The organism is Pseudomonas sp. YuFO20, assembly GCF_035064975.1.
Lineage (GTDB): Bacteria > Pseudomonadota > Gammaproteobacteria > Pseudomonadales > Pseudomonadaceae > Aquipseudomonas > Aquipseudomonas putida_AE.
The window spans coordinates 34,174-48,074 of the sequence record NZ_JAXDEO010000016.1; the positions used below are offsets into that span (position 1 = coordinate 34,174).

Below are 13,901 nucleotides of genomic sequence, written 5' to 3' on the forward strand. Positions count from 1 at the left end.
GGGGGTTGAAATGGCAAAACGCCGCGACGGCATGAGCCGGTCGCGGCGCGGGTATTTCAGCGTATGAAACGGGGGTTACTGGATCTGCCCGTGGCAATGCTTGAATTTCTTGCCCGAACCGCAGTAGCACAGCTCGTTACGGCCCAGCTTCTGCTCGTTGCGAACCGGGGCGGTGGCCAGAGCCACATCGACCTCTTCACCCACCTGCTCCGGCTGCTCCAGGCCAGGGGCCTCTTCATGCAGGAACTGCATGCGAGCGGCCAGTGCTTCGGCTTCCTGACGCAGGCGCTGCTCTTCTTCGATCGGATCTTCGCGACGAACCTGAACGTGCGACAGCACACGGATCGAGTCGCGCTTGATCGAATCCAGCAGCTCGGAGAACAGCGTGAACGACTCGCGCTTGTACTCCTGCTTCGGGTTCTTCTGCGCATAACCACGCAGGTGGATGCCGTGGCGCAGGTGATCCATGGTCGACAGGTGGTCTTTCCACAGGTCGTCCAGCACGCGCAGAACGATTTGCTTCTCGAAGGTGCGCAGCGCTTCGGCGCCTGCCTGGTCTTCTTTCTCGTTGTACGCGGCGATCAGCTCCTGCATCAGTTTCTCGCGCAGGGTTTCCTCGTACAGGTGATCGTCTTCGTCGAGCCACTGCTGGATCGGCAGTTTCACGCCGAAATCGCTTTCCAGGGCCGCTTCCAGACCCGCCACGTCCCACTGCTCTGGCAGCGATTGCGGTGGAATGTGTGCGCTGACGGTAGCGTTGAGCACGTCCTGACGGAAGTCGGCAATGGTTTCACCGATGTTGTCAGCGGCCAGCAACGTGTTACGCATGTGATAGATCACTTTACGCTGTTCGTTGTTGACGTCGTCGAACTCGAGCAGTTGCTTGCGAATGTCGAAGTTGCGGCCTTCGACCTTGCGCTGGGCCTTTTCGATGGCGTTCGTCACCATACGGTGCTCGATCGCTTCGCCAGGCTGCATGCCCAGGGCCTTCATGAAGTTCTTCACCCGGTCAGAGGCGAAGATGCGCATCAGGCTGTCTTCCAGCGACAGGTAGAAACGGCTGGAACCGGCGTCGCCCTGACGACCGGCACGACCACGCAACTGGTTGTCGATACGGCGCGATTCGTGACGCTCGGACGCGATCACCTGCAAACCACCCGATTCGAGCACCTGCTGGTGACGTTTCTGCCAGTCGGCCTTGATCTGGGCAATCTGCTCAGGGGTCGGGTTTTCCAGGGTCGCGACTTCCACTTCCCAGTTGCCGCCCAACAGGATGTCGGTACCGCGACCGGCCATGTTGGTGGCGATGGTCAGCGCACCCGGGCGACCGGCCTGGGCAATGATCTCGGCTTCCTTTTCGTGGAACTTGGCGTTCAGGACCTTGTGTTCGATGCCTTCCTTGTTGAGCAGGTCGGACATGCGCTCCGAGGTTTCGATGGTCGCGGTACCCACCAGCACCGGACGGCCCGCGGCCATGCTTTCCTTGATGTCAGTGACGATGGCCGCGTATTTCTCGTCGGCGGTCAGGAACACCAGGTCGTTGTAGTCTTTACGGGCCAGCGGCTTGTTCGTCGGAATGACAATGACCTGCAGGCCATAGATCTGATGGAACTCGAACGCTTCGGTGTCGGCCGTACCGGTCATGCCGGACAGTTTGTTGTACAGACGGAAGTAGTTCTGGAACGTGGTCGATGCCAGGGTCTGGCTTTCGGCCTGGATGTTCAGGTTTTCCTTGGCTTCGATGGCCTGGTGCAGGCCTTCGGACAAACGACGGCCCGGCATGGTACGACCGGTGTGTTCATCGACCAGTACGACCTGGCCGTCCTGCACGATGTATTCGACGTTGCGATGGAACAGCTTGTGCGCGCGCAGGCCGGCATACACGTGAGTCAGCAGGCTCAGGTTGTGCGCCGAGTACAGGCTCTCGCCTTCGGCCAGCAGGCCAAGGCGGGTCAGCGAATCTTCGACGAACTGGTGACCGGCTTCGTTGAGTTCGACCTGACGGGTCTTCTCGTCCACGGTGTAGTGGCCAGCCTTGGTGACTTCGCCCTCGACTTCTTCGACGTGCAACTCCAGCTGCGGGATCAGTTTGTTGATCTCGATGTACAGCTTGGAGCTGTCCTCGGCCTGACCGGAAATGATCAGCGGGGTACGGGCTTCGTCGATGAGGATGGAGTCGACTTCGTCGATCACGGCAAAATTGAGTTCGCGCTGGAATTTTTCTTCCATGCTGAACGCCATGTTGTCGCGCAGGTAGTCGAAACCGAATTCGTTGTTGGTGCCGTAGGTGATATCGGCGGCATAGGCCACGCGCTTCTCTTCCGGCGGCTGGAACGGCGTGACCACGCCGACCGTCAGGCCGAGGAATTCGTAGAGCGGACGCATCCAGTTGGCGTCACGACGGGCCAGGTAGTCGTTCACCGTCACAACGTGCACGCCCTTACCGGACAGTGCGTTGAGGTAAACGCCCAGCGTTGCCACCAGGGTCTTGCCTTCACCGGTACGCATCTCGGCGATCTTGCCTTCATGCAAGGTCATGCCACCGATCAGCTGGACATCGAAGTGGCGCATGCCCATGACGCGCTTGCCGGCTTCACGGGCGACCGCGAAGGCTTCCGGCAGCAGCTTGTCGAGGGTTTCCCCTTTGGCGAAGCGGGCCTTGAACTCATCTGTCTTGGCACGCAATTGATCGTCCGAAAGGGCCACCATTTGCTCTTCGAAGGCATTGACGAATTGCACCGTCTTGAGCATGCGCTTGACTTCACGCTCGTTCTTGCTTCCAAAAAGTTTCTTTAACAAAGGCGCAAACATATCGGCAGGATCTTCCACACTAAAGGGATGGAGGGCGGCCCCGTGAGTCGCCCGAGCAGCCCTCATGGCCGCATGCGAACGAGCATTCTACCCGGAAACGGTGGTGAGGAAAGTGGCGTTGTTCCACGATGCTGGCACAGCGTTGTAACGGGGCTCACTTAAAATAAGGGCAAATCGCTGAACTTCAAGCCATTCACGGCAGAAGTTACTCGTTGATTTAATGGGTAAAGCGCGCGCAAAGCAATGGGTCGGGCGCATCCGCTGCTTTCTGCTACCATGGCGGCTCTGTTACTTCAGGTGTCTGATCATGGCATTTCGCCCTCTTACGGCCAGAGCACCCGCCGTCCTGCTTCGCGAAGCCAAGCCTCTGAAGGCCATTCTCGGCCACGCTCAACGCCTGGGTCATTTGCAACGTTTGCTCGAAAGCCAGCTGCAACCCGCCGCGCGCGCCCATTGCCACGTGGCGTCCTGGCGTGAAGGCAGTTTGTTGCTGATTGTCACCGACGGTCATTGGGCCACTCGTCTGCGCTACCAGCAAAAGCGCCTGCAACGGCAACTGCAGATGTTCGACGAGTTCGCCAATCTCACGCGAATCCTGTTCAAGGTCCAGCCGCCCACCGTTCAGCAAGGTGCAGCGGGGCATACCATGGATTTGTCCTTTGATGCGGCCGCGACCATCCAGGCCACGGCTGACGGGATCAGCGATCCGAATCTGCGGGCGGCGCTGGAGCGGTTGGCGGCGCACGCCAAGTCCAAGGAATGACATAGAACATATGTGGGAGCGGGCTTGCTCGCAAATGCGGTGTGTCATTCGACGAAAATGTTGACTGGTGCACCGCATTCGCGAGCAAGCCCGCTCCCACATTGACTGTGCCCACTCAAGATGGATTTATCGGCTTTTTTTGCCGCCTAATAATGAACCCATCAGTCCGCGCACCAATTGCCGGCCCAACTGGTTGGCCGCCTGGCGCATCGCCGATTTCAGTGCCTGCCCCGCCGCCGTGCCGAGGAACTCTCCGGCCTGTTCGGTGAAACTCGGCTCCTGGGCCGCCGGTTTACCCGGCGCCGCCTCGGGTTCCGGCGCCAGGCCCTTGCGCCCCATCAACACTTCATAAGCCGATTCGCGATCGATCGGTTTGTCATACCGCCCTTTGAACGGCGAGCCGCCGATCAGCACGGTGCGTTCGGTGTCACCCAATGGCCCGATCCGCGATTGCGGTGGCGCCACCAGCACGCGCTGGACCATCTCCGGTGTGCCCTTGTCCTGCAAGGTGCCCACCAGTGCCTCGCCGATGCCCAGCTCGGTGAGCACCGACAGGGCGTCGAACGCCGGATTGGGTCGGAAGCCGTCGGCCACCGCCCGCAGGGATTTCTGCTCCTTGGCGGTGAACGCGCGCAGGCCGTGCTGGATGCGCAGACCCAGCTGTGCCAGCACGTCGTCCGGCAAGTCACCGGGTGACTGGGTGACGAAATACACCCCCACGCCTTTGGAGCGAATCAGCCGCACCACTTGCTCCAGACGCTCCTGCAACGCCTTGGGCGTGCCGGCGAACAACAGGTGCGCCTCGTCGAAAAACAGCGCCAGCAGCGGTTTTTCGGCATCGCCGCGCTCCGGCAGTTGCTCGAACAGTTCGGCCAACAGCCACAGCAGGAAGGTCGCGTAGACCTTCGGTGCTTCATGCACCAGGCGACTGGCATCGAGCAAGTGAATGCGTCCGCGGCCATCGGCGGTCGGTTGCAGGATGTCCTCGAGTTGCAGGGCCGGCTCACCGAACAGCGCTTCAGCGCCCTGCTGCTCCAGGGTTGCCAGGCGCCGTAACAGGGCCTGGCTGGAGCCGGTGGTCATCAGCGCCGCGTCATCACCGAGCAGTTCGGGGTTGTCCTTGAGGTGATTGAGCAGCGCCTTGAGATCCTTCAGGTCCAGCAGCAACAGGCCTTCACGGTCGGCAACCTTGAACGCGGCATACAGCGCCGACTGCTGGCTGTCGGTCAGTTCCAGCAGGCTGCCCAACAGCAGCGGCCCCATTTCGCTCAATGTCGTGCGCAATGGATGACCGGACTGCCCATGAATGTCCCACAGGGTCACCGGATACGCCGCAGGCTTGTAGTTCAGCCATGGCATGCCGGTTATCCGCTCGGCGATCTTGCCCTGGGGGTTGCCGGCCGCGCCCAGGCCGCACAGGTCACCCTTGATGTCGGCGGCAAACACCGCCACGCCGGCATCACTGAAGGCTTCGGCCATACGTTGCAAGGTGACAGTCTTGCCGGTCCCGGTCGCGCCTGCGATCAAACCGTGGCGGTTCGCCAGGCGCATGGCCTGCGCGATCGGCTGCCCCGCGAGGTCGGCGCCGATAACAAGTTGCAATGAATCAGGCATTTGGTCACCCATGGTTAATCTTTGGTCCTACACGGCCGATAGAAATAACGACAAAGCAGACAGACACAAATTTGTCGGACATTTCCCTTAAGGAGCGACGGAAATATCTCTTGCTTTCAACATTGCCCATCGTGCGTCCCTTTATAAAAGCACGCGCAGGACATTAAGACCTTAGCGGAACCCCAAGCCATGAACAAAAATCTACGCTTCAGCCATAAAATCCTGCTTGCCGCCGCCCTCATCGTCATTGCCACTTTCGCCTCATTCACCCTGTATAACGACTATTTACAGCGCAATGCCATCCGCGAAGACCTGGACAACTATCTCAACGAGATGGGCGACGTCACCGCCAGCAACATCCAGACCTGGCTGACCGGTCGTATCCTGCTGATCGAGAACCTCGCGCAAAACATTGCCATCAACCCGGAACCCGCCAACGTTGCCACCCTGCTGGAACAGAAAGCACTGACATCGACGTTCATGGCGTCCTACCTGGGTGACGCCACCGGACACTTCACCATCCGTCCGGACGCGAAGATGCCGGACGGCTTCGACCCACGGGTTCGCCCTTGGTACAAGGGGGCGCAAAACAGCAGCACGCCGACCCTGACCGAACCCTATGTCGACGCGGCGACCGGTCAGACCATCATTTCCCTGGCCATGCCCTCGACCAAAGCCGGGCAAGGCGTCGGCGTGGTGGGCGGCGACCTGAGCCTGCAAACCTTGATCGACACCCTCAGCGCCCGGGATTTCGACGGCATGGGCTACGCCTTCCTGATCAGTGCCGACGGCAAGATCCTGGTCCACCCGGACAAGGCCCTGGTCATGAAGTCCCTGGGCGAGGCGTACCCGCAAAACACCCCGCGCATCAGCCGCGACTTCAGTGAAATCGTGGTCGACGGCAAGACCCGCATCGTCACCTTTACCCCGATCAAGGGCCTGCCGTCGGTCAACTGGTACATCGGCCTGTCGGTGGACAAGGACAAGGCCTTCTCGATGCTCAGCGAGTTCCGCGCCTCGGCGGTGGTTGCCACGGTGATCGCCGTCGCCATCATCATTGCCCTGCTGGGCATGTTGATTCGCCTGCTCATTCAGCCGCTGCACGTCATGACCCGGGCCATGGCCGACATCGCCGACGGCGAAGGCGACCTGACCAAGCGCCTGGTGATCCAGAACAACGACGAGTTCGGCAGCCTCGGCACCGCGTTCAACCGTTTCGTGGAACGTATCCACGGTTCGATCCGTGAAGTGTCCTCGGCCACCGGCCAGGTCAACGAAGTGGCGTTGCGCGTGGTCGCCGCCTCGAACTCCTCGATGTACAACTCCGATCAGCAAGCCTCGCGCACCAGCAGCGTGGCCGCGGCGATCAACCAGCTCGGTGCCGCCACCCAGGAGATCGCCCGCAATGCCGCGCACGCGTCGAGCCAGGCCAGCGATGCCCGTAACCTGGCCGAAGATGGCCAGCAAGTGGTGGACCGCAGTATTGCCGCGATGAATAAACTGTCGAACATGCTCAGCGCCTCGAGCAGCAACATCGAATCGCTCAACAGCAAAACCGTGAACATCGGGCAGATTCTCGAAGTGATCACCAGCATTTCCCAGCAGACCAACCTGCTGGCGCTCAACGCCGCCATCGAAGCGGCGCGGGCCGGTGAAGCCGGGCGTGGGTTTGCCGTGGTGGCCGATGAAGTGCGTAACCTGGCGCATCGCACCCAGGAATCGGCGCAGCAGGTGCAGACCATGATCGAAGAACTGCAGGTCGGCGCTCGCGAGTCGGTCAGTACCATGAGCGACAGCCAGCGCCACAGTCAGGACAGCGTGGAAATTGCCAACCTGGCCGGCGAGCGCCTGAGCAGCGTGACCCAACGCATCGGCGAAATCGATGGCATGAACCAGTCGGTGGCAACCGCGACCGAGGAACAGACCGCGGTGGTCGAGTCGATCAACGTCGACATCACCGAAATCAACACGCTGAACCAGGAGGGCGTGGAAAACCTGCAATCGACGTTGCGCGCCTGTTCGGACCTTGAGCAACAGGCCGCACGGTTGAAGCAGTTGGTGGGCAGCTTCCGTATCTAGCGTCTGAAAGGGCCTTTTCGCGGGCAAGCCCGCTCCTACAAGATCGCGTGATTCTGTAGGAGCGGGCTTGCCCGCGAAGGCAATCGCCCAAACTCCGCGAATCCTCGCTGACACCCCACCCGCTGAACACCAACCGAACATCTATTCTTCAATAAGGTCAACCAAGGGAGAACAACGGACCGGAGGGATGTTCATCGTGCATATCGCTGACATAACCATGTTCTACGCCCCTGCCAGCGGTGGCGTGCGCACTTATCTGGATGCCAAGCATCATCGCCTGTGCATCCGGCCAGGCATTCGCCACAGCGTGCTGATACCGGGGGCTGTCCTCAGCGAAAAGGATGGCATCTACACGGTTCCGGCACCCGCCCTGCCCTTCGGCAAAGGTTATCGCTTCCCGCTGCGTCTCGCGCCCTGGCGCAATGTCCTGCAGGATCTGCAACCCGAGCTGATTGAAGTCGGCGACCCTTACCTCACCGCATGGGCGGCCTTGGACGCGCGCCGCCAACTGGACGTGCCGGTAATCGGTTTTTATCACTCCGACCTGCCGCTGCTGGCCAGCAATCGCATGGGCAACTGGGTCACGCCAAACGTCGAGGCCTATGTCAGCAAGCTCTACGGCAACTTCGACCGGGTGCTGGCGCCGAGTCAGGTCATGGCCAACAAACTGATCGGGCTGGGGGTGAAGAATGTTTTCGTGCAGCCCCTGGGGGTCGATCTCCAGATGTTTCATCCCAATGCACGGGATACCGGTCTTCGGACCGAGCTGGGCCTGGACGAAAACACCCATCTTTTGATCTTTGCCGGGCGTGGTTCCAAGGAGAAGAACCTGCCGGTGCTGCTCGAATGCATGAAACGCCTGGGCCGACGCTACCACCTGCTGCTGGTCGGTTCGTCGATGCCGACCTCGGTGCCGGGCAACGTCACGGTTGTCGACAAATTCTGCCCGGCTGCACAAGTTGCCCGTCTGATGGCCAGCGCCGATGCACTGCTGCACGCTGGCGACCAGGAAACCTTTGGCCTGGTGATCCTCGAAGCCATGGCCTGCGGCATCCCGGTGGTGGCGGTGGCAGCCGGCGCGTTCGAGGAAATCATCAACGATCAATGTGGCCTGTTGTGTGCCCCCAACGATCCGTTGGCCATGGCCAACGCGGTGCGCGAGCTGTTCAGCCAGGGCAGCGCTGCCCTCGGCCAGCAAGCCCGTCGCCATGTCGAACGGCATTACGCATGGGACGCCGTAGTCAACAGTCTGCTCGGTCACTATCACGCCGTCCTCGGCAGCCAATGGCCGCGAGCCGCCAATGCTTGAACCCACGGAGGCACCCGGCCTGCTGTTGGTACTGCACGATGTCGCGCCACCGACCTGGGCCGATTACCAACCCTTTGTCGAAGCCGTCGATGCACTCGGCGACGTGCCAATCACCTGGCTGGTGGTGCCGGACTTCCACAAACACAACGACCTGCAAGCCCACCCGGCATTTCGTCGTCAGCTCGGCGCACGGCTCGAGCGCGGCGATGAACTGGTGCTGCACGGTTACTTTCACTGCGATGACGGTCCGAGGGCGAGCAATCCCCGCGACTGGTTCATGCGCCGGATCTACACCCACGAAGGCGAGTTCTACAGTTTGTCTCGCGAGGCCGCCCTCACCCGCCTGCGCGCCGGCATAGAAATGTTCCAGCGATACGATTGGCCGCTGCAGGGCTTCGTCGCGCCTGCCTGGTTGATGAGCGAGGGCACGCGCCAGGCCTTGAGCCAATTGCCGCTCAATTACACCAGCGACGCGCAGCATCTTTATCGCTTGCCGGAATTCGCTGCGATCGATGCCCCAGGACTGGTCTGGAGTGCACGCAGCGCCTGGCGTCGTGGCATGTCGAAACTGCTCAGCCAGCAACTCGAACAACGCTGGCGAACCGCACCGGTCATTCGCCTGGGCCTGCACCCGGTGGACATGCGTCACGAGTTCTCACGCACGTACTGGTTGCAAACCCTCAAGCGCCTGCTCGATGAGGGCCGCGTGCCCATGACCAAGGCCCGTTGGCTGGCCTTGCACAGCCAGCGCATGGGGCGAGCGGCATGAGTCGCTCGATTCTGCTGTGCATCGGCCTGCTCGCCGCGGTGCTGATTCCCTGGCTGCTGGGCGGCAGCGAAACCTGGTCACGGCTCAATGACTTTCCGCTGAGCAGCTTGCTGGTCATGTTCGGCATGATCCTGCTGTGTTGGCTGGTCAATACGATGCGCCTGCGCCTGTTGCTGGGGGATCAGCGCAACAGGGTCGGCACGCTAAAAAGCCTCGGCGTGGTGATGGCCGCCGAATTCGCCTATTGCGCCACGCCGGGTGGCAGCGGCGGGCCACTGACCATCATGGCGTTGCTGGCGCGCAACGGCGTGCGACCGGCCAGGGGCAGCGCGGTATTTGCCATGGATCAACTGAGCGATCTGTTGTTTTTCCTCTGCGCATTGAGCGCAATCCTGATTTACGCCCTGTTCCAGCATCTCAGCCAGCACATGGCGTGGTTGCTGACCGTCAGTGCCCTGTCGATGTTCGGTGGCCTGGTCAGTTGCGTGGTGGTGGCGCGCTATCATCGCCTGCTGATTCGTTTGGGCGGCCGACTGCTGGCGCGCCTCAACGTCGAGCCCTCGAGCCGTATGCGCTGGGCACGAAAACTCCTGCACTTCCTGGCGGCGTTCACCGACACCCTGAAGCTGCCCCTGCAGACGCTGGTCATTGTGTTTGGCTTGACGTGCGTGCATTGGATCCTGCGTTACAGCGTGTTGTACCTGGCACTGCGCGGGCTCGGCGCTGAATTGCAGTGGGCCTGGAGTTTTCTGATCCAGATGGTTTCATTGAGTGCAGGGCAGTTCAGCCTGTTGCCAGGCGGTGCGGGGGCTGCTGAATTGACGTCGGCGGCACTGTTGGCGCCCATGGTCGGCAAATCCACGGCGGCGGCGGCCATTCTGATCTGGCGGGCGGTGACGTTTTACTTCTATCTGCTGGCCGGCGGGCCGGTATTTCTGTTGATGCTCGGACGCCCGCTGCTCAAGAAGCTGATGAAGTTCAAGCAGGCCTGAAAGCAAAAGATCGCAGCCTTCGGCAGCTCCTACAAGGATCGTATTCCCCTGTAGGAGCTGCCGAAGGCTGCGATCTTTTCAGGCGTCCCCAAGTTTATCGTCGGGCTCTTCCTGCAACTGCTCCCACAACTCGGCTGCCCCAGGAAACGCCGTGCCATTTTCAGAGCTCATCTCATCAGGGTCGTAACGGCTCAAACAACCCTCGCCCAAAGTGGCGGGTGCCTTGGAAGTGGCTTTGTCCAGTGGATCGGCCATGGTCATGTCCTCGGTTCAAAAACGGCGAAGGGCCTACAGCGATTGAACGCCCAGGCCCTTCGAATTTCAACCGTGACGAGCGCTGATCAGAACACCACGGTTTTGTTGCCGTGTACCAGCACCCGGTCTTCCAGGTGGTAGCGCAGGCCACGGGCCAGCACCATTTTCTCGACGTCACGGCCGAAACGCACCATGTCTTCGATGCTGTCGCTGTGGCTGACCCGCACCACGTCCTGCTCGATGATCGGGCCGGCGTCCAGTTCTTCGGTCACATAGTGGCAGGTAGCACCGATCAGCTTCACCCCGCGCAGGGAAGCCTGGTGGTACGGCTTGGCACCGACGAACGACGGCAGGAAGCTATGGTGGATGTTGATGACCTTGTGCGCATATTCACGGCACAGCTCAGGCGGCAGGATCTGCATGTAGCGGGCCAGTACAACCACTTCGGCATCGTGCTGCTTGACCAGGCGCGAGACCTCGGCGAATGCCGGCTCCTTGTCCTGGGGATTGACCGGTACGTGGAAGTACGGGATGCCGTGCCATTCGACCATGCTGCGCAGGTCGTCATGGTTGGAAATCACGCAGGCGATTTCACAATCCAGCTCATCGCTGTGCCAGCGATGCAACAAGTCGGCGAGGCAGTGGGACTCGCGGCTGGCCATCAGCACCACACGCTTCTTCTGCTCGGTATCGGTGATACGCCAGTCCATCGAGAATTCTTCGGCAATCGGCGCAAAGGCCTCGCGCAAGGCCTCGATACCGAAAGGCAGCGAGTCGGCACGAATTTCGTGACGCATGAAGAACCAGCCACTCAGATTGTCCGAGTGGTGGCTCGCTTCAGTGATCCAGCCGTTGTGTGACGCCAGAAAGTTACTGACTTTGGCAACGATGCCGACGCGGTCCGGGCAAGAAATCACCAGCCGAAAAGTGCGCATGAGGGGGAAACTCCAGAACTTCGCAAAGTCGGCCATTCTAACGATTGCGCAGCAAATCTGCAGTATTGATCACGTGTTGCCTTGGCCGATGGCTTGCGCCAGGGTTCCCACGCCACCGGGTTGACGCCCGCCACACTGTACTTGGCCCATCGACAAGCAGCGGTTTGTAAATATGTGTAGCACAAGCATTGAACTATTTAACTGCGTATCCAATGCGTGCTGACTTCACTGGATTTTAATTAAATAAACTCCAGTTTAATGTTTACTTGATGATACACCCTGACTATTATTGCCGCACTGTCACCTGCCATCCAGCGTTCTACATAAGGTAGTAATCATGTCCTTGATCAACGAATACCGTGCCACCGAAGAAGCTATCAAAGAGCTGCAAGCCCGTTTGAAGAACCTGTCCCAAGACGACAAACTGCAGACCGAGCTGGAATTCGAAGGCAAACTGCGCACCCTGATGGGCGAATATTCCAAGTCCCTGCGCGACATCATCGCGCTGCTGGATCCAGAAGCCAAAACCAAAGCCCCACGTGGCGGCGCAGTAAAAACTACCGGCACCAAGCGTGCTCGCAAAGTTAAACAATACAAAAACCCGCACAACGGCGAAGTCATCGAAACCAAAGGTGGCAACCACAAGACTCTGAAAGAGTGGAAAGCCAAGTGGGGCGGCGACGTGGTTGAAGGCTGGGCTACCCTGCTGGGCTGATCCTGCGCGCTTGCCGCGAATCGATTGCGAAAAAAAACGCCAGCCTGCGCTGGCGTTTTTTATGCCCGGAATTTAACCCTTGGACATTTTCGATTTCAAAGATTCAAACGTTTGCGTAAAACCTGAACATAGTCCTGCCAATCATTGAGCACCGCCTGCTGCATCGATGTCGCTGTAAGGGCCTGTTGGGCTGCGGCCTCTACGAAACTATCCAGCGTATTGGGCGCGCCGTATTCAGGCACTGACAAACGTTTCTGGCAGAATATTCGCCAGCGTTCCTGCTCATCGAGACTCAAGGTATCGGGAAAGTTACGTGCTCGATATCGAAACAACAGCTCGGGCAAACGTTCATCATCGAAAGGCCATTGCTGTTGTGCCAATTGCAGCGGATCGACTGTTCTGACTTGCTCGCAGAGACGCCGATCACGGTCGCCGATAAATCCGTCGTATAACTGTTGTTCCGGATCCTCGCTCAAGGAGAAATCTTCACGGGCATAAATCGCCAGAACTTTAGCTTGCCAATCTTGCTGCGCGTCACTTAGTCGCAGTGCTCGTGCCTGGTAAAGCGCAACATCCATTCCCAGGCGCAGCTGATCTTCCGGACGAAGTACCGATAAAGGCGCCACCACGGGGCATTTATTGACGTGGATAAGCTTGAGCGGTACTGGCAACTCCCCCTCTGCCAGCTCTTCGTGACGGGTATACAAGCGCTGACGCAAGGTTTCGGCATCGAGATCGAGCAAGCCCTGCGGGTCGAGGTGCAGGTCGCAGACGATCAGTGCGTTCTTGTTGCGCGGGTGCCAGGCCAGGGGCAACACCACGCCGACATAGTTGCGCGCCGCAGAAAAGCGTCCCGACACATGCACCATGGGCTGCAGCAGCCGTACCTGGTCCAATACCTTTTGCTTGCTGCGAAGTTGAAATAACCACTCATACAATTTCGGCTGTTTTTCCCGGATCAGCCGCGCCAGGGCGATCGTGGCGCGAACGTCCGACAGTGCTTCGTGGGCATTGCCATGATCGATGCCGTTGGCGGCGGTCAGGCGCTCAAGCTTGAGCGTCACCCGCCCCTCAGCGTCCGTCGGCCAGACAAGGCCATCGGGGCGCAAGGCATAGGCCGCGCGCACGACGTCGATCAGGTCCCAGCGGCTGTTACCGCCCTGCCATTCCCGCGCATAAGGGTCGAAAAAATTTCGGTACAGGCTGTAGCGGGTCATCTCATCGTCGAAGCGCAACGTGTTGTAGCCCGCGCCGCACGTACCTGGCGCGGCCAGTTGGGCATGGACCCGGGTCATGAAGTCGGCTTCGCTCAACCCGTGCTCGGCCAGTTGGGTGGGCGTGATGCCAGTAATTGCGCAAGCCGCGGGATGCGGCAGGATGTCGTCGCTGGGCCGGCAGAAGAGGTTGACCGGCTCGTCGATTTCATTGAGGTCGAAGTCAGTACGCAGCCCCGCCATTTGCAGCGGGCGGTCGCAACGGGGATTGATGCCCGTCGTTTCGTAGTCGTACCAGAAGATGGAAGTCACGGGCTATTCCTGAACTGAAGATTGGCCAAGTCTAGGCGTTCCCGTCCCGCTCCGGCCAGCAATCCTGCCATTCAATCATCCCCGGTTACTCAATGTGCAATACATAGTTATGTCGTTTTGACCGGCGAGGCTG

11 protein-coding genes and 1 pseudogene are annotated in these 13,901 nt (G+C 60.0%); 7 read left to right on the forward strand and 5 right to left on the reverse strand.

The annotated features are described in order from the left end of the window. Positions 1 to 75: 75 nt before the first annotated feature. On the reverse strand, positions 76 to 2,811 hold the full coding sequence (gene secA, locus SOP85_RS11125) for a preprotein translocase subunit SecA (protein ID WP_274074350.1): 2,736 nt from the start codon (positions 2,809 to 2,811) through the stop codon (positions 76 to 78). A 307-nt stretch (positions 2,812 to 3,118) separates the two neighbouring features. Here secA and SOP85_RS11130 point away from each other — a divergent pair, with 307 nt between their 5' ends. Beyond that, positions 3,119 to 3,574 carry a DUF721 domain-containing protein gene (locus SOP85_RS11130; protein ID WP_274074349.1) on the forward strand — a complete coding sequence of 152 codons (456 nt, stop codon included), beginning with the start codon at positions 3,119 to 3,121 and terminating at the stop codon, positions 3,572 to 3,574. A 126-nt stretch (positions 3,575 to 3,700) separates the two neighbouring features. Here SOP85_RS11130 and SOP85_RS11135 read toward each other — a convergent pair whose 3' ends face one another. Further along, on the reverse strand, positions 3,701 to 5,188 hold the full coding sequence (locus tag SOP85_RS11135) for a helicase HerA-like domain-containing protein (RefSeq protein WP_323626963.1): 1,488 nt from the start codon (positions 5,186 to 5,188) through the stop codon (positions 3,701 to 3,703). A gap of 189 nt (positions 5,189 to 5,377) precedes the next feature. On the opposite strand from SOP85_RS11135, the pseudogene SOP85_RS31355 reads away from it, so the two are divergent. The 5 genes and pseudogenes from SOP85_RS31355 to SOP85_RS11155 form a co-directional block, all read left to right on the forward strand. After that, positions 5,378 to 6,409, forward strand: a pseudogene (locus SOP85_RS31355) (cache domain-containing protein); the annotation flags it as partial. A 93-nt stretch (positions 6,410 to 6,502) separates the two neighbouring features. After that, complete coding sequence (locus SOP85_RS31360) at positions 6,503 to 7,267, forward strand: methyl-accepting chemotaxis protein (RefSeq protein ID WP_406592124.1); 765 nt, start codon at positions 6,503 to 6,505, stop codon at positions 7,265 to 7,267. Positions 7,268 to 7,454: 187 nt separating this feature from the next. Continuing rightward, positions 7,455 to 8,576 (forward strand): glycosyltransferase family 4 protein, encoded by a 1,122-nt coding sequence (locus SOP85_RS11145; RefSeq protein WP_323626964.1) that lies wholly within the window; start codon positions 7,455 to 7,457, stop codon positions 8,574 to 8,576. Then, positions 8,569 to 9,345, forward strand: coding sequence for a polysaccharide deacetylase family protein (locus SOP85_RS11150; RefSeq protein WP_323626965.1), 777 nt, complete (start codon positions 8,569 to 8,571; stop codon positions 9,343 to 9,345). The genes SOP85_RS11145 and SOP85_RS11150 overlap by 8 nt, the downstream gene beginning before the upstream one ends. After that, the gene (locus SOP85_RS11155) at positions 9,342 to 10,337 is read left to right on the forward strand and encodes a lysylphosphatidylglycerol synthase transmembrane domain-containing protein (protein ID WP_323607820.1); all 996 of its coding nucleotides are present in this window, start codon (positions 9,342 to 9,344) and stop codon (positions 10,335 to 10,337) included. The genes SOP85_RS11150 and SOP85_RS11155 overlap by 4 nt, the downstream gene beginning before the upstream one ends. A 78-nt stretch (positions 10,338 to 10,415) precedes the next feature. Here SOP85_RS11155 and SOP85_RS11160 read toward each other — a convergent pair whose 3' ends face one another. Beyond that, positions 10,416 to 10,592, reverse strand: a complete 177-nt coding sequence (locus SOP85_RS11160; RefSeq protein WP_323626966.1) for a hypothetical protein — start codon at positions 10,590 to 10,592, stop codon at positions 10,416 to 10,418. Positions 10,593 to 10,678: 86 nt separating this feature from the next. Next, positions 10,679 to 11,527: a formyltetrahydrofolate deformylase gene (gene purU, locus SOP85_RS11165; RefSeq protein WP_323626967.1), complete on the reverse strand. Its 849-nt coding sequence runs from the start codon at positions 11,525 to 11,527 to the stop codon at positions 10,679 to 10,681. Between the two features lie 337 nt (positions 11,528 to 11,864). On the opposite strand from purU, the gene mvaT reads away from it, so the two are divergent. Then, a complete protein-coding gene (mvaT, locus tag SOP85_RS11170) occupies positions 11,865 to 12,242 on the forward strand; it encodes a histone-like nucleoid-structuring protein MvaT (protein ID WP_008058684.1) in 378 nt (125 codons plus the stop codon). A gap of 95 nt (positions 12,243 to 12,337) precedes the next feature. Here the strand turns inward: mvaT and sbcB are convergent, their stop codons facing one another. Beyond that, positions 12,338 to 13,768, reverse strand: a complete 1,431-nt coding sequence (sbcB, locus tag SOP85_RS11175; protein WP_323626968.1) for an exodeoxyribonuclease I — start codon at positions 13,766 to 13,768, stop codon at positions 12,338 to 12,340. Positions 13,769 to 13,901 lie beyond the last annotated feature (133 nt).